The sequence below is a fragment of the Streptomyces sp. C36 genome (genome assembly GCF_040932295.1).
Lineage (GTDB): Bacteria > Actinomycetota > Actinomycetes > Streptomycetales > Streptomycetaceae > Streptomyces > Streptomyces triculaminicus.
Genome location: NZ_JBFQGI010000008.1, coordinates 158,844 through 174,256, shown reverse-complemented (window position 1 = coordinate 174,256; position 15,413 = coordinate 158,844). Strand labels below are relative to the sequence as shown.

Sequence of the window (15,413 nt, the reverse complement as noted above, 5' to 3'; positions counted from 1 at the left end):
GCTCCGGCCATGGCCGGAGCCCCTTACGTCATGCCCTTATGCCGGCGTTCAGCCGCCGAACTCCTCCAGGCCCTTCAGGGCCTGGTCCAGCAGCGCCTTGCGGCCCTCGAGCTCCCTGGCGAGCTTGTCGGCCTTGGCGTCGTTGCCGGCGGCACGCGCCTTGTCGACCTGCTCCTGGAGCTTGTCGACCGCCGACTGCAGCTGCCCGGTCAGACCGGCCGCACGCGCCCGAGCCTCCGGGTTCGTACGCCGCCACTCGGCCTCTTCGGTCTCCTGGATGGCGCGCTCGACCGCGTGCATCCGGCCCTCGATCTTCGGGCGGGCGTCGCGCGGTACGTGACCGATGGCCTCCCAGCGCTCGTTGATCGAACGGAACGCCGCCCGCGCCGACTTCAGGTCCGTCACCGGGAGCAGCTTCTCGGCCTCGACGACCAGCTCCTCCTTGAGCGTGAGGTTGCCCTGCTGCTCGGCGTCGCGCTCGGCGAACACCCCGCTGCGCGCCTGGAAGAAGACGTCCTGCGCGCCGCGGAAGCGGGCCCACAGCTCGTCCTCCGCCTCGCGCTGCGCGCGCCCGGCGGCCTTCCACTCCGACATCAGATCGCGGTAGCGCGCGGCCGTCGGGCCCCAGTCCGTCGAACCGGAGAGCGCCTCGGCCTCGGCGACCAGCTTCTCCTTGACCTTGCGGGCATCCTCGCGCTGCGCGTCCAGCGAGGCGAAGTGCGCCTTGCGTCGCTTGGAGAACGCCGAGCGGGCGTGCGAGAAGCGGTGCCACAGCTCGTCGTCGGTCTTGCGGTCCAGGCGGGGCAGGCCCTTCCAGGTGTCCACCAGGGCGCGCAGCCGCTCGCCGGCCGAGCGCCACTGCTCGCTGGCCGCCAGCTCCTCGGCCTCGGCGACCAGCGACTCCTTGGCCGTACGAGCCTCCTCGGACTGCTTGGCCTTGGCCGCCTTGCGCTCCTCGCGGCGCGACTCGACGTCGGACACCAGCTTGTCGAGCCGGGTCCGCAGCGCGTCGAGGTCACCCACCACGTGATGCTCGTCGACCTGGGTGCGCAGGTGGTCGATCGCCACCGACGCGTCCTTGGCCGACAGGTCGGTGGTCCTCACCCGGCGCTCGAGGAGGCCGATCTCCACGACCAAGCCCTCGTACTTGCGCTCGAAGTAAGCCAGGGCCTCTTCGGGAGACCCCGCTTGCCACGATCCGACGACCTGCTCGCCGTCGGCGGTACGCACGTACACGGTCCCCGTCTCATCGACGCGGCCCCACGGGTCGCTGCTCACAGCGCCTCCTCCACATGATGCCGGGGCCGGTGTGCGGCCCGCGTGCATCGTCCACAGTTGATCCGGCCGGGGCCGCGCCCCGACCGGTCCGACAGCTTGATCATCCGGGTGCGTACAGCCGCCGGATCAGGCACCCTACACAACGCCAACATAGGCGAACGGCGCCCCGGCTGTCCGTATCCCGCGCGACCGAAATTTCGCCGCGAGGGCGTCAGGATCGCGTCAGGACTTCGCCACGGTCGCCTTGTCGATCACCACGGTGGCGTTCGGAGCGCCGTCGCCGGCTCCGGTCTGCTCTCCCGCGTCGGCGATCTTCTTCAGGGTCTTCATGCCGTCGGCGCCGATGGTGCCGAACGGGGTGTACTGCGGGGGCAGCTGGCTGTCCTGGTAGACGAGGAAGAACTGGCTGCCGCCGGTGTGCGGCTGGCCGGTGTTGGCCATCGCGATGGTGCCCGCGGGGTAGACGTTCCCCTTGAGCTTCTCGTCCTTGAGGTTCTCGTCCGGCAGCGTGTAGCCGGGGCCGCCCTGACCGGTGCCCTTGGGGTCGCCGCACTGCAGGACGTAGATCCCGCCGGTGGTGAGCCGGTGGCACTTGGTGTGGTCGAAGAACCCTTCCTTCGCGAGGAACTCGAAGGAGTTGACCGTGTGCGGGGCGTTCGCGGCGTCGAGCTTGACGTCGATCGCGCCGCAGGTGGTCGTCAGGTTCATCGCGTACGACGCCGACTTGTCGACGCCCATCTCCGGCTCCGACTTCCACGTCTTGGCGGCCGGGGAGCCGGGGGCCGGCTTGGCGCAGGGGTCCGGACCCTTCTTCGGGGTCGGCAGGGCGTCCGCGGCGTCGGCCTTGTCCTTCTTGTCGCCGCCCGACAGCGCGCCGGTGGCGTACGCGGTCGCGCCGCCGACCACCACCATGGCGAGGACGGTGGCGATCACCGCGTTGCGGCGGCGGGCCTTGCGGCGTGTCGCCTCGCGACGCTGCTGCTGCCGTTCGAACTTCTCACGGGCCAGCTGTCGCCGCCGCTGCTCGTTACTGACCACCGGGGTTCTCTCCTCGTGCCGTTTCGTGCATGTCCTGAGCCGCGAATCGCGAGTGTGCCCGTACCGTATACGGGTTCGCGGCGGCGGGAGTGCCGCCGGTAGGCTCTGATCGGTCGGGTGTCCCCACCAGGGGCTCCGGCAGGGGCCCACCGCTCCGGCCGTCGACCGACCGAAGACCGACCGACATTAAGGACGAACGTGCTCATTGCCGGGTTCCCCGCCGGGGCCTGGGGGACCAACTGCTACCTGGTCGCCCCTGCCGCAGGCGAGGAGTGCGTGATCATCGACCCGGGCCACCAGGCGGCCCAGGGCGTCGAGGAAGCGCTGAAGAAGCATCGGCTCAAGCCCGTCGCCGTCGTCCTCACCCACGGCCACATCGACCATGTCGCCTCGGTCGTCCCGGTGTGCGGCGCCCATGACGTCCCGGCCTGGATCCACCCCGCCGACCGCTACATGATGAGCGACCCGGAGAAGGCCCTCGGCCGCTCCATCGGGCAGCAGCTCATGGGCGAGCTGACCGTGGGGGAGCCGGACGACGTCAAGGAACTGACCGACGGCAGCAGGCTCGAGCTCGCGGGGCTCGAGTTCACCGTCGCGCACGCGCCCGGCCATACCAAGGGGTCGGTGACCTTCCGGATGCCCCAGACGACCGAGATCCCCTCGGTGTTCTTCTCGGGCGACCTGTTGTTCGCCGGCTCCATCGGACGCACCGACCTGCCCGGCGGTGACCATGCCGAGATGCTCCAGTCGCTGGCCCGAGTGGCCCTGCCGCTGGACGACTCGACCGTGGTGCTGTCCGGCCACGGCCCCCAGACGACCATCGGCCAGGAGCGCGCCACCAACCCGTATCTGCGGGAGGTGGCCGCCGGCCTCGGAGCCGGATCCCCGGCTCCGCGACGAGGAATGTGACGAAAGCTTCCGTGAGCACCTTCAAGGCCCCCCGGGGCACGTACGACCTGATCCCGCCGGTCTCGGCGGTCTACCTGGCCGTTCGCGAGGCCATCTCCGCGCCGCTCAAGCGCGCCGGCTACGGCTACGTCGAGACCCCCGGCTTCGAGCAGGTGGACCTGTTCTCCCGCGGCGTCGGCGAGTCGACCGACATCGTGACCAAGGAGATGTACACCCTCACCCAGCGCAGCGAGGGCAGCGAGCGCCTCGCCCTGCGCCCCGAGGGCACCGCCTCCGTGCTGCGCGCCGCCCTGGAGGCCAACCTCCACAAGGCCGGCAACCTCCCCGTCAAGCTCTGGTACTCCGGCTCGTACTACCGCTACGAGCGCCCGCAGAAGGGCCGCTACCGCCACTTCTCGCAGGTGGGTGCCGAGGCCATCGGCGCCGAGGACCCGGCGCTGGACGCCGAGCTGATCATCCTGGCCGTCGACGCCTACAAGTCGCTGGGCCTGAAGAACTTCCGGCTGCTGCTGAACTCGCTCGGCGACAAGGAGTGCCGCCCCGCCTACCGGGCGGCCCTGCAGGACTTCCTGCGCGACCTCGACCTGGACGAGGACACCCGCCGCCGCGTCGAGATCAACCCGCTGCGCGTCCTGGACGACAAGCGCGAGGCCGTGCAGAAGCAGCTCACCGGCGCCCCCATGCTGCGCGACCACCTGTGCGAGGCGTGCAAGGAGTACCACGAGCAGGTCCGCGAGCTGCTGACCGCCGCCGGCGTCGCCTTCGAGGACGACGAGAAGCTGGTGCGCGGCCTGGACTACTACACCCGCACCACCTTCGAGTTCGTCCACGGCGGCCTCGGCTCGCAGTCCGCGGTCGGCGGCGGCGGCCGCTACGACGGCCTGTCCGAGATGATCGGCGGCCCCGCGCTGCCGTCCGTCGGCTGGGCGCTGGGCGTGGACCGCACGGTGCTGGCGCTGGAGGCGGAGGGCGTCGAGCTCGAACTGCCCGCCACCACCGAGGTCTTCGCCGTGCCGCTGGGCGACGAGGCCCGGCGCGTGCTGTTCGGCCTGGTGACCGAGCTGCGCCGGGCGGGCGTGGCCACGGACTTCGCCTTCGGCGGAAAGGGCCTGAAGAACGCCATGAAGTCGGCCAACCGTTCCGGCGCGCGTTTCGCCCTCGTGGCGGGCGAGCGGGACCTGGCCGAGGGCGTGGTGCAGCTGAAGGACCTGGAGAGCGGCGAGCAGAAGGCCATCCCGTTCGACACCGTGGTGAGTGAAGTCCGTTCGGCCCAAGGCTGATTCACAGCCTACTGGTGCAGAATGGGCGACTACGGCCTACTGATGGGATCGACAGCGCTATGACGACTTCGGCACTCGACCGCGACACGGATGGCGCGGAGCGGGACGGACCCGCCACGGGTGCGGTGGGCGGCAGCCGTGCGTTCGCGTGGCTGCTGGTGATCACCGGCGCGGCGGGACTGCTGGCCTCCTGGGTCATCACGATCGACAAGCTGAAGATCCTCGAGGCCAAGGTCGAGGGGAAGACGTTCACCCCCGGGTGCAGCCTCAACCCCATCGTCTCCTGCGGCAACATCATGGAGAGCGCCCAGGCCAAGGCCTTCGGGTTCCCCAACCCCATGATCGGCCTGGTCGCCTACGGCGTGATCATCGCGATCGGCCTGGGCCTGCTCGCCGGTGCGCGCTTCCGCCGCTGGTACTGGCTCGGCATGGAGGCCGGCTGCCTCTTCGGCGTCGGCTTCGTGACGTGGCTGCAGTACGAGTCGCTGTACGTGATCGGCTCGCTGTGCCTGTGGTGCTGCCTGGCCTGGGTCGCCACGATCGTCATGTTCTGGTACGTGACCGTGCAGAACCTCCGCCACGGCTTCATCCCGGTGCCGGAGGGCCTCAAGCGGGGCCTGCTGGAGTTCCACTGGGTGGTGCCGGTGCTGTGGATCGGCGTCATCGGCATGCTGATCCTCACCAAGTGGTGGTGGTTCTGGACGGGCGGCACGGCCTGACCGTCCTCCCAGGGCGTGTCCCGCCCTCGCACCCGGCTTGATCGACGCCGCCGGACCTCCGGGTCCGGCGGCGTTGTCAGTGGGGTGGCATAGGGTTTCGAGCGTGGAGCCCGACCTGTTCACCGCGGCCGCAGAGGACCGCCAGGAGAAGGACCCGGCGGCCAGTCCGCTGGCCGTCCGGATGCGCCCCCGCACCCTCGACGAGGTGGTGGGGCAGGCGCATCTGCTCAAGCCCGGCAGCCCGATGCGGCGACTTGTCGAAAAGGGTGCGGAGGGCGGCGGCCCCGCCGGCCCCTCCTCGGTGATCCTGTGGGGCCCGCCCGGCATCGGCAAGACCACGCTGGCCCATGTGGTCAGCCAGGCCACCAACAAGCGCTTCGTGGAGCTGTCCGCCATCACCGCCGGGGTCAAGGAGGTGCGGGCCGTCATCGACGGCGCCCGCCGCGCCTCCGGCGGCTACGGCAAGGAGACCGTCCTCTTCCTCGACGAGATCCACCGCTTCAGCAAGGCCCAGCAGGACTCCCTGCTGCCCGCCGTGGAGAACCGCTGGGTCACCCTCGTCGCGGCCACCACCGAGAACCCCTACTTCTCGATCATCTCGCCGCTGCTCTCGCGGTCCCTGCTGCTGACCCTGCAGGCCCTGACCGACGACGACCTGCGCGGCCTGATCCAGCGCGCCCTCACCGACGAGCGCGGCCTCGACGGCGCGGTGACCCTCCACGAGGACGCCGAGGCGCACCTGCTGCGCATCGCGGGAGGCGACGCCCGGCGCGCGCTGACGGCGCTGGAGGCGGGGGCGGGCTCCGCCATCGCCAAGGGCGAGGCCGAGATCAGCCTGGAGACGCTGGAGGGCGCGGTCGACCGGGCGGCGGTGAAGTACGACCGCGACGGCGACCAGCACTACGACGTCGCCAGCGCCCTGATCAAGTCCATCCGCGGCTCGGACGTGGACGCGACGCTGCACTACCTGGCCCGGATGATCGAGGCGGGGGAGGACCCGCGCTTCATCGCCCGCCGGCTGATGATCTCCGCGAGCGAGGACGTCGGGCTGGCCGACCCCACGGCCCTGCAGACGGCGGTGGCCGGGGCGCAGGCGGTGGCGCTGATCGGCTTCCCGGAGGCCCGGATCACGCTGAGCCAGGTGGCCGTGGCGCTGGCCCTGGCGCCGAAGTCGAACGCCGCCTACCTGGCCATCGACGCGGCGCTGGCGGACGTACGCGCGGGCCTGGCCGGCCCCGTCCCCGCCCACCTGCGCGACAGCCACTACAAGGGCGCCCAGAAGCTGGGCCACGGGCAGGGCTACGCCTACCCCCACGACGTCCCCGGCGGCATCGCCGCGCAGCAGTACGCCCCGGACTCCGTCCACGGCAAGCGGTACTACGAACCGACCCGCTACGGCGCCGAGGCGCGCTACGCGGACGTCGTGGAGCGGGTGCGGGAGAGGCTGCGCGGCGAGCGGCCGCCGGGCAAGGACACCCCCTAGGGCGTGCCCTACTCCGCCGCCTCGAAGAGCCGGTGCATCTCCGCGCGCAGGCCCACGATGTCCCGCACCGGGCGGGGGAACTCGAACCGGGCGTCGAAGGAGCGGTCCGCGGCCGTGCCGCCGCCCAGGCGCCGTGTGAAGCGCACGCGCAGGCCGAAGCGGTCCAGTGCCAGCGGCACCGCCCGCTCGAAGGCGTCCGGGCCCTCCTCGCGCCCGCCCAGCAGCGCGGCGAGACCGCGCACCTGCTCGCCGTGGCCGGAATGCAGGTGCTGCAGCAGCTCCGCCTCATGGGCGACGAGGGGATCGGGGGCGGCCCCGGCGAACTCCTCCGGTTCCACGTCCTCCGCGCCCCACAGGTCGTCGACGCTCACCTCGCCCAGCTCCAGGCGCAGCAGCATCCGTCCCGGTTCGGCGATCCCGGGGACGCAGGTGAGCCAGCCCGACAGCCGGGCGCGGCCCCGGATGCGGTGGGGAACGGAGACGGGCGCCACGTCGGTGAGCTCGAGCACCGCCGCCAGTTCGTCGTCCTGGGCGTGGGTGGCGGCCCGTACGGCCGGGGAATCGGCGGGCATGACGAGGAAGACCTCACCGTCCGGGCCGATGGTGCGCACCTCGGGGATCAGATGGTCGGGGAAGGCGGTGGGAGCCCCCGGAATCAGCAGCACGGCGGAGCATGTACTCTGTACGAGAGTTCGTGTGCGCTCGGCTGCTGACGGCATCCGTGCGATTTCAAGTCCGCTGGGACGCGGCTGACCACGATCTGATCGGACCTCCGTCACATCGACGCCATCGCCATCGGGCGCTTCGGCCTCTTTCGTGCTGTCCGTGATGTGACTGGTGTTCCCCGGGCGAGACATGCGATCTCCTTGAGTAAGGTAAGCCTAACCTAACTTACAACGGAGGTCTGGAGAACGTGCCTAACCAGTCGCGTCCCAAGGTCAAGAAGTCTCGCGCGCTCGGCATTGCGCTGACGCCGAAGGCCGTCAAGTACTTCGAGGCCCGCCCCTACCCGCCGGGCGAGCACGGCCGTGGCCGCAAGCAGAACTCGGACTACAAGGTCCGTCTGCTCGAGAAGCAGCGTCTGCGCGCCCAGTACGACATCAGCGAGCGCCAGATGGCGCGTGCCTACGACCGCGCCAAGAAGGCCGAGGGCAAGACGGGCGAGGCGCTGGTCGTCGAGCTCGAGCGTCGCCTCGACGCCCTGGTCCTGCGTTCGGGCATCGCCCGCACCATCTACCAGGCCCGCCAGATGGTCGTCCACGGCCACATCGAGGTCAACGGTGGCAAGGTCGACAAGCCGTCCTTCCGCGTTCGCCCGAACGACGTCGTGATGGTCCGCGAGCGCAGCCGCGCCAAGGCCCTCTTCGAGACGGCCCGCGCCGGTGGCTTCGCCGCCGAGGGCGAGACCCCGCGCTACCTCCAGGTCAACCTGGGTGCGCTGGCCTTCCGCCTGGACCGCGAGCCGAACCGCAAGGAGATCCCGGTCATCTGCGACGAGCAGCTCGTCGTCGAGTACTACGCCCGCTAATTCGGACGTAACGCTCTCCTGCGTACAGCCCGTCGTCTCGCCTGCCCCCGTGGCCGGCGAGCCGGCGGGCTCACGCGTTTCCGGGCCCGCCCGTCCGTGCACCGCGCCCGTGCATCCGTGCTCGTACGGACCGGTAATGCGGTACGGGCGAAGAGGCCCGGCGCGATAAGGTCGATACCCGACGTTCAAGCGAAACTACAGCTAGGGAGCGGTGCAGCGTGTCCGGTGGAGAGGTGGCCGGGATCCTCGTGGCCGTCTTCTGGGCGATCCTGGTGTCCTTCATCGCCCTGGTCCTGGTACGGCTCGCGCAGACCCTGAAGGCGGCCACCAAGCTGGTCGCCGAGGTCTCCGAGCAGGCCGTGCCGCTGCTGGCCGACGCCTCCGCGACCGTCCGCTCCGCGAACACCCAGCTCGCCCGCGTCGACTCGATCACCGCCGACGTCCAGGAAGTCACGGCGAACGCCTCCGCGCTCTCCTCGACCGTCTCCTCCGCCTTCGGCGGCCCCCTCGTCAAGGTCGCCGCGTTCGGCTACGGCGTGCGACGCGCGCTGGGCCGCAAGCCGGAGCCGGCCCGGGAGGGCACCGTCTTCGCGGGCCGGACCGTCGGCAACGACCTGCCGTCCGCCCGGCTCGGCGGCCGCCGCATCCGTGGGAAGGGCTGACCCCAGAAATGTTCCGCCGCACGTTCTGGTTCACCACCGGTGTAGCAGCCGGTGTCTGGGCCACCACCAAGGTCAACCGGAAGCTCGCCAAGCTCACCCCGGAGAGCCTGGCCCTGCAGGCGGCCGACCGCGCGGTCATCGCCGGCCGCAAGGTCAAGCTCTTCGCGCTCGACGTCCGCGACGGCATGGCGCACCGGGAAGCGGCGCTCAAGGACGCGCTCGGCCTCACCGCCGCGCCGCCCGCACCCGAGCACCGCGCCCTGCCCGAGCAGCGCCGCCTGGTCGCTCTCGAACAGCACCACACCCACCACCCGTTCCCCCGGAAAGAGGACCACTGATGGAGTCGGCTGAAATCCGCAGGCGCTGGCTGCGCTTCTTCGAGGAGCGTGGGCACACCGTCGTGCCGTCGGCGTCGCTCATCGCGGACGACCCGACGCTGCTGCTGGTCCCCGCGGGCATGGTGCCCTTCAAGCCCTACTTCCTCGGCGAGGTCAAGCCGCCCTTCCCGCGCGCCACCAGCGTGCAGAAGTGCGTCCGCACCCCGGACATCGAAGAGGTCGGCAAGACCACCCGCCACGGCACGTTCTTCCAGATGTGCGGCAACTTCTCCTTCGGCGACTACTTCAAGGAAGGCGCCATCAAGTACGCCTGGGAGTTGCTGACGACTCCCGTGGCGGACGGCGGCTACGGCCTGGAGCCGGAGAAGCTCTGGATCACCGTCTACCTCGACGACGACGAGGCCGAGCGCATCTGGCGCGACGTGATCGGCGTGCCCGCCCAGCGCATCCAGCGCCTGGGCAAGAAGGAGAACTACTGGTCCATGGGCGTCCCCGGCCCGTGCGGACCGTGCTCCGAGATCAACTACGACCGCGGCCCCGAGTTCGGCGTCGAGGGCGGCCCGGCCGTCAACGACGAGCGCTACGTGGAGATCTGGAACCTGGTCTTCATGCAGTACGAGCGCGGCGCGGGCGAGGGCAAGGAGGACTTCCCGATCCTCGGCGACCTGCCCAGCCAGAACATCGACACCGGTCTCGGCCTCGAGCGCCTGGCGATGATCCTGCAGGGCGTGCAGAACATGTACGAGACCGACACCCTGCGCGTCGTGATCGACAAGGCCACCGAGCTCACCGGCGTCCGCTACGGCGCCTCCCAGAACACCGACGTCGCGCTGCGCGTGGTCGCCGACCACATGCGCACGTCCACCATGCTCATCGGCGACGGCGTCACCCCCGGCAACGAGGGCCGCGGCTACGTCCTGCGCCGCATCATGCGCCGTGCCATCCGCAACATGCGCCTGCTCGGCGCCACCGGCCCCGTCGTGGCCGAGCTGCTGAACGTCGTCATCCGCACGATGGGCCAGCAGTACCCCGAGCTGCTCACGGACCGTCAGCGCATCGAGACCGTGGCGCTCGCCGAGGAGGCCGCCTTCCTCAAGGCCCTCAAGGGCGGCACCAACATCCTCGACACCGCCGTCACCGAGACCAAGTCCGCCGGCGGCACGGTCCTCTCCGGCGACAAGGCGTTCCTGCTCCACGACACCTGGGGCTTCCCCATCGACCTCACCCTCGAGATGGCCGCCGAGCAGGGGCTGTCCGTGGACGAGGACGGCTTCCGCCGTCTGATGAAGGAGCAGCGCGAGCGCGCCAAGGCCGACGCGAAGGCCAAGAAGACCGGCCACGCCGACCTGTCCGCCTACCGCGAGGTCGCCGACTCCGTCGGCGAGACCGAGTTCACCGGCTACTCCCTCACCGAGAACGAGTCCACCGTCGTCGGCCTGCTCGTCGACGGCGTGCCCTCGCCCGCCGCCACCGAGGGCGACGAGGTCGAGGTCGTCCTGGACCGCACCCCGTTCTACGCCGAGGGCGGCGGCCAGCTCGCCGACCAGGGCCGCATCAAGCTCGACAACGGCGCCGTGATCGAGATCCGCGACGTGCAGAAGCCCGTCCCGGGCGTCAACGTCCACAAGGGCGTCGTCCAGGTCGGCGAGGTCACCGTGGGCGCCTCCGCCTACGCCGTGATCGACGTCCGGCGCCGCCGGGCCATCGCCCGCGCCCACAGCGCCACCCACCTCACCCACCAGGCGCTGCGCGACGCCCTGGGTCCGACGGCCGCCCAGGCCGGTTCGGAGAACTCCCCGGGCCGCTTCCGCTTCGACTTCGGCTCGCCGGCCGCCGTGCCCGGCTCGGTCCTCACCGACGTCGAGCAGCGCATCAACGAGGTCCTCTCCCACGAGCTCGACGTCCACGCGGAGGTCATGAGCCTGGACGAGGCCAAGAAGGCCGGTGCCATCGCCGAGTTCGGCGAGAAGTACGGCGAGCGCGTGCGCGTGGTGACCATCGGCGACTTCTCCAAGGAGCTGTGCGGCGGTACGCACGTCGCCAACACCGCCCAGCTGGGTCTGGTGAAGCTGCTCGGCGAGTCCTCGATCGGCTCCGGCGTGCGCCGCGTCGAGGCCCTCGTCGGCGCCGACGCCTACAACTTCCTGGCCAAGGAGCACACGGTCGTCGCCCAGCTCACCGAGCTGGTCAAGGGCCGTCCGGAGGAGCTCCCGGAGAAGATCTCCGGCATGCTCGCCAAGCTCAAGGACGCCGAGAAGGAGATCGAGCGCTTCCGCGCCGAGAAGGTGCTGCAGGCCGCCGCCGGTCTCGCCGAGGGTGCCAAGGACGTGCACGGCGTCGCCCTGGCCATCGGCCGGGTGCCGGACGGCACCGGCGCCGACGACCTGCGCAAGCTCGTCCTGGACGTCCGCGGGCGCATCCAGGGCGGCCGGGCCGCCGTGGTCGCGCTGTTCACCGTGGCCAACGGCCGCCCGCTGACCGTCATCGCCACCAACGAGGCCGCCCGTGAGCGCGGTCTCAAGGCCGGCGAGCTGGTCCGTACGGCCGCCAAGACCCTCGGCGGCGGTGGCGGCGGCAAGCCGGACGTCGCCCAGGGCGGTGGCCAGAACGCCGACGCCCTCGACGAGGCCATGGCCGCCGTCGAGCGCCTCGTGGCCGAGGCGGCCTGAGCATCGTGCGACGAGGCAGGCGTATCGCCGTGGACGTGGGGGACGCCCGTATCGGGGTCGCGTCGTGCGACCCCGACGGGATCCTCGCGACCCCGGTGGAGACCGTCCCCGGACGTGACATCCCGCAGGCCCACAAGCGGCTCGCGGCGATCGTCGCGGAGTACGAGCCGGTCGAGGTCGTCGTGGGTCTGCCCCGCTCCCTCAAGGGGGGAGAGGGGCCGGCCGCGGCCAAGGTGCGGACGTTCGCCCGGGAGATGGCCCGGCGGATCGCCCCGGTGCCGGTGCGGCTCGTCGACGAGCGCATGACGACCGTCACGGCCGCGCAGGGCCTGCGCGCCTCCGGCGTCAGCTCCAAGAAGGGGCGCTCCGTGGTCGACCAGGCGGCCGCCGTGGTCATCCTGCAGAACGCCCTGGAGATCGAGAAGATCTCCGGGCGCCCCCCGGGCGAGGCCGTCGAAGTGGTCATCTGATCGCAATACGGTAACGTTCCGCGCGACATGGCAGCTGTTCGAATGTCTGCCGGGCAGGACCAGACGTCGGACTTTCGCGCTTCACCTGGCGCACTGGCTGCCGCTGTGCGGCTCTAGGGGATAGATGACTGAGTACGGCCGGGGTTCCGGCTCCCAACCGTGGCATCCCGAGGACCCTCTGTACGGGGACCAGGGATACGGCGGGCAGCAGTACGCGCAGCACCAGCCGCAGTCTCAGCCCACCTACGAGCAGCCCTATCCCGATCAGCAGCAGCAGTACGGCTGGGACCCCTCGCAGAACGCGGGGGGTCCCGGCGACCCGTACGCCGGGCACGGCGGGACGTACGGGGGCGGCGGGCAGCCGGACCACTACCAGTACGACACGGGCACCAACCCCTACCCGCCCCAGCACCAGGCCCCGTACGCCGGGGACCAGCACACGGGGCAGCACCCGGTCCAGCAGCAGACCGGGCAGCACCCCATTCAGCAGCACACGGGGCAGCACCCGATCCAGCAGCACACGGGGCAGCACCCGATCCAGCAGCACACGGGGCAGCACCCGATCCAGCAGCAGACCGGGCAGCACCCGATCCAGCAGCACACGGGGCAGCACCCGATCCAGCAGCACACGGGGCAGCACCCGATCCAGCAGCAGACCGGGCAGCACCCGATCCAGCAGCAGACCGGGCAGCACCCCATTCAGCAGCACACGGGGCAGCACCCGATCCAGCAGCACACCGGCCAGCACCCCGTTCAGCAGCAGACCGGGCAGCACCCCATCCAGCAGGCCCAGGTGCCGGCGGAGGCGTCCGCGGAGGTGGTCGAGCAGAAGATCTCCCTCTTCGACGACCCGCTGCCGCCCGCCCCCGCCCCCGCCCGGGACGAGGACGAGTACGAGGACGACGACCCCGAGCCGCGCGATGAGCCCCGCAGGGGCCGGGGCGGCCGCGGCAAGGGCAAAAGCAAGGAGAAGGCGCCCAAGCGCCGCAGCGGCACCGCCTGTCTGCTGGTCGCCGTGGTGCTCGTCGGCGTCGTGGGCGGTGGCGGTTACCTCGCCTACGACTACTGGCAGACCCATTACGGCTCCGCGCCCGACTACGACGGCGAGGGCTCCGGCCAGGTGACGGTCGAGATCCCCAAGGGCTCCTCCCTGACCCAGATGGGCCAGATCCTGGAGAAGGCCGGCGTGGTCAAGAGCGTCGGCGCGTTCACCTCGGCCGCCGCCAAGAAGTCCATCCAGCCGGGCACGTACACCCTCCGCAAGGAGATGTCCGGTGCCGCGGCCGTCGGAATGATGACGGACTCCGGCAACTTCCTCACCCTCCACGAGGGCATCCGGGCCGTCAACGTCTACGCCGCCATCGACAAGAAGCTGGGCCTCGCCTCCGGCACCACCAAGGGCGTCGCCGCGAGCCAGGCGAAGAACCTGGGGCTGCCCGACTGGGCGAACTCCGACCCGAAGATCAGGGACCCGCTGGAGGGGTTCCTCTACCCCTCGCAGTACAGCGCGGGCAAGGGAACCAAGCCCGAGGACGTCCTCAGGCAGATGGTCGCCCGGGCCAAGGAGAACTACGCCAAGCAGGACCTGGAGGGCAAGGCCAAGGAGCTCGGCCTGAAGTCCCCGCTCCAGCTGATCACCGTGGCGAGCCTGGTCAACGCCGAGGGCATGACGCACGACGACTTCCGCAAGATGTCGCGGGTCATCTACAACCGCCTCAAGCCGACCAACGTCCAGACGAACGGCAAGCTCGAGTTCGACTCGACGGCCAACTACGCCAAGAACCAGAGCAAGCTCGACCTCAACCCCCAGGAGCTCCGGAAGTACGACCACCCGTACAACACGTACTTCATCAGGGGCCTGCCGCCCGGCCCCATCGGCAACCCGGGCGCGGAGGCGCTCAGGGCCGCGATGGATCCCGAGCCGGGTGACTGGTACTACTTCGTCTCCATCAACGAGAAGACGACGTTCACCAAGAACCTCCAGGAGCACCAGAAGCTCGTGGACGAGTTCAACAAGAGCCGGAAGACGTCATGACCGACCCGCAGCGGCGCCACCGGGCCGCGGTGCTCGGCTCGCCGATCGCCCACTCCCTCTCGCCCGTGCTGCACCGGGCCGCCTACGCGGACCTGGGCCTGGCGGAGTGGACGTACGGCCGTCACGAGGTCGGCGAGGCGGCCCTTCCGGCCTTCCTCGACGGCCTCGACGACACCTGGGCCGGGCTTTCCCTGACCATGCCGCTCAAGCGCGCGGTGATCCCGCTGCTGGACGAGGTCAGCGCCACCGCGCGGTCCGTGGAGGCCGTCAACACCGTCGTCCTGACGGAGGACGGCCGCCGCGTCGGCGACAACACCGACATCCCCGGCATCGCGGCCGCGCTGCGCGAACGCGGCGTGGAGAAGACGGAGTCCGCCGCCGTCCTCGGCGCCGGAGCCACCGCCTCCTCCGCCCTGGCCGCCCTCGCCCGCATCTGCACCGGCGAGGTCACCGCGTATGTGCGCAGCCCCGAGCGGGCCGCCGAAATGCGCCAGTGGGGTGAGCGGCTCGGCGTGTCCGTGCGCACCGCCGACTGGTCGCGGGCCGCCGAGGCGCTCACCGCGCCCCTGGTCGTCGCCACCACCCCGGCCGGCGCCACCGACGCCCTCGCCGGCGCGGTCCCGGACCGCCCCGGCACGCTCTTCGACGTGCTGTACGACCCGTGGCCGACCCCCCTGGCCGCCGCCTGGGCGGCCCGCGGCGGCACGGTCCTGGGCGGCCTGGACCTCCTGGTCCACCAGGCGGTCCTCCAGGTCGAGCAGATGACCGGGCGCGCCCCCGGCCCGCTGGCCGCGATGCGGGCCGCGGGCGAGGCGGCCCTGGCGGCGCGCGGCGCGTGACTAGGAGTCGCTGCCCTCGTTGAGGTGGGAAAGCCGAATTCCCCGCGCTTGCGGGGGTGACCCGCCGTAGTTCTGGATTCCGGCTAGCTCGGCTTGGTGGTCCCCGCGCTCGCGGGGTAGGGCGGCAGCGGGTTTCGCTGCCGCCCACATGCTGTCCTCATGCGT

At 71.0% G+C, this 15,413-nt stretch carries 14 protein-coding genes; 11 read left to right on the top strand and 3 right to left on the bottom strand.

Annotated features, from left to right (window positions below):
• Positions 1 to 48 precede the first annotated feature (48 nt).
• Both AB4K12_RS24290 and AB4K12_RS24285 read right to left on the bottom strand, forming a co-directional pair.
• Positions 49 to 1,278, bottom strand: a complete 1,230-nt coding sequence (locus AB4K12_RS24290; RefSeq protein WP_368436196.1) for a DUF349 domain-containing protein — start codon at positions 1,276 to 1,278, stop codon at positions 49 to 51.
• A gap of 222 nt (positions 1,279 to 1,500) precedes the next feature.
• Complete coding sequence (locus tag AB4K12_RS24285; protein WP_368436195.1) at positions 1,501 to 2,316, bottom strand: peptidylprolyl isomerase; 816 nt, start codon at positions 2,314 to 2,316, stop codon at positions 1,501 to 1,503.
• 198 nt (positions 2,317 to 2,514) lie between these two features.
• Between AB4K12_RS24285 and AB4K12_RS24280 the strand changes: the two genes are divergently transcribed.
• From AB4K12_RS24280 to AB4K12_RS24265, 4 genes are all read left to right on the top strand, one after another.
• On the top strand, positions 2,515 to 3,225 hold the full coding sequence (locus AB4K12_RS24280; RefSeq protein WP_368436194.1) for an MBL fold metallo-hydrolase: 711 nt from the start codon (positions 2,515 to 2,517) through the stop codon (positions 3,223 to 3,225).
• A gap of 11 nt (positions 3,226 to 3,236) precedes the next feature.
• Positions 3,237 to 4,505 carry a histidine--tRNA ligase gene (gene hisS / locus AB4K12_RS24275; protein WP_368436193.1) on the top strand — a complete coding sequence of 423 codons (1,269 nt, stop codon included), beginning with the start codon at positions 3,237 to 3,239 and terminating at the stop codon, positions 4,503 to 4,505.
• A gap of 59 nt (positions 4,506 to 4,564) precedes the next feature.
• The gene (locus AB4K12_RS24270) at positions 4,565 to 5,224 is read left to right on the top strand and encodes a vitamin K epoxide reductase family protein (protein WP_368436192.1); all 660 of its coding nucleotides are present in this window, start codon (positions 4,565 to 4,567) and stop codon (positions 5,222 to 5,224) included.
• A gap of 103 nt (positions 5,225 to 5,327) precedes the next feature.
• Positions 5,328 to 6,707: a replication-associated recombination protein A gene (locus AB4K12_RS24265; RefSeq protein ID WP_368436191.1), complete on the top strand. Its 1,380-nt coding sequence runs from the start codon at positions 5,328 to 5,330 to the stop codon at positions 6,705 to 6,707.
• A gap of 8 nt (positions 6,708 to 6,715) precedes the next feature.
• Here the strand turns inward: AB4K12_RS24265 and AB4K12_RS24260 are convergent, their stop codons facing one another.
• On the bottom strand, positions 6,716 to 7,426 hold the full coding sequence (locus AB4K12_RS24260; protein WP_368436190.1) for a DUF2470 domain-containing protein: 711 nt from the start codon (positions 7,424 to 7,426) through the stop codon (positions 6,716 to 6,718).
• A gap of 194 nt (positions 7,427 to 7,620) precedes the next feature.
• On the opposite strand from AB4K12_RS24260, the gene rpsD reads away from it, so the two are divergent.
• The 7 genes from rpsD (at position 7,621) to AB4K12_RS24225 (ending at position 15,248) form a co-directional block, all read left to right on the top strand.
• Complete coding sequence (gene rpsD / locus AB4K12_RS24255) at positions 7,621 to 8,235, top strand: 30S ribosomal protein S4 (protein WP_086566727.1); 615 nt, start codon at positions 7,621 to 7,623, stop codon at positions 8,233 to 8,235.
• 218 nt (positions 8,236 to 8,453) lie between these two features.
• Positions 8,454 to 8,897 carry a DUF948 domain-containing protein gene (locus tag AB4K12_RS24250; protein WP_086566726.1) on the top strand — a complete coding sequence of 148 codons (444 nt, stop codon included), beginning with the start codon at positions 8,454 to 8,456 and terminating at the stop codon, positions 8,895 to 8,897.
• Between the two features lie 8 nt (positions 8,898 to 8,905).
• Positions 8,906 to 9,235, top strand: coding sequence for a DUF6167 family protein (locus AB4K12_RS24245; RefSeq protein WP_086566724.1), 330 nt, complete (start codon positions 8,906 to 8,908; stop codon positions 9,233 to 9,235).
• On the top strand, positions 9,235 to 11,904 hold the full coding sequence (gene alaS, locus AB4K12_RS24240; RefSeq protein ID WP_368436189.1) for an alanine--tRNA ligase: 2,670 nt from the start codon (positions 9,235 to 9,237) through the stop codon (positions 11,902 to 11,904). The genes AB4K12_RS24245 and alaS overlap by 1 nt, the downstream gene beginning before the upstream one ends.
• Entirely contained in the window at positions 11,901 to 12,374 is a 474-nt protein-coding gene (gene ruvX, locus AB4K12_RS24235) for a Holliday junction resolvase RuvX (RefSeq protein ID WP_086566721.1), read from the top strand. Before alaS ends, ruvX begins: the two co-directional genes overlap by 4 nt.
• A gap of 124 nt (positions 12,375 to 12,498) precedes the next feature.
• Entirely contained in the window at positions 12,499 to 14,409 is a 1,911-nt protein-coding gene (mltG, locus tag AB4K12_RS24230; RefSeq protein ID WP_368436188.1) for an endolytic transglycosylase MltG, read from the top strand.
• Positions 14,406 to 15,248: a shikimate dehydrogenase gene (locus AB4K12_RS24225; RefSeq protein ID WP_368436187.1), complete on the top strand. Its 843-nt coding sequence runs from the start codon at positions 14,406 to 14,408 to the stop codon at positions 15,246 to 15,248. Before mltG ends, AB4K12_RS24225 begins: the two co-directional genes overlap by 4 nt.
• Positions 15,249 to 15,413 lie beyond the last annotated feature (165 nt).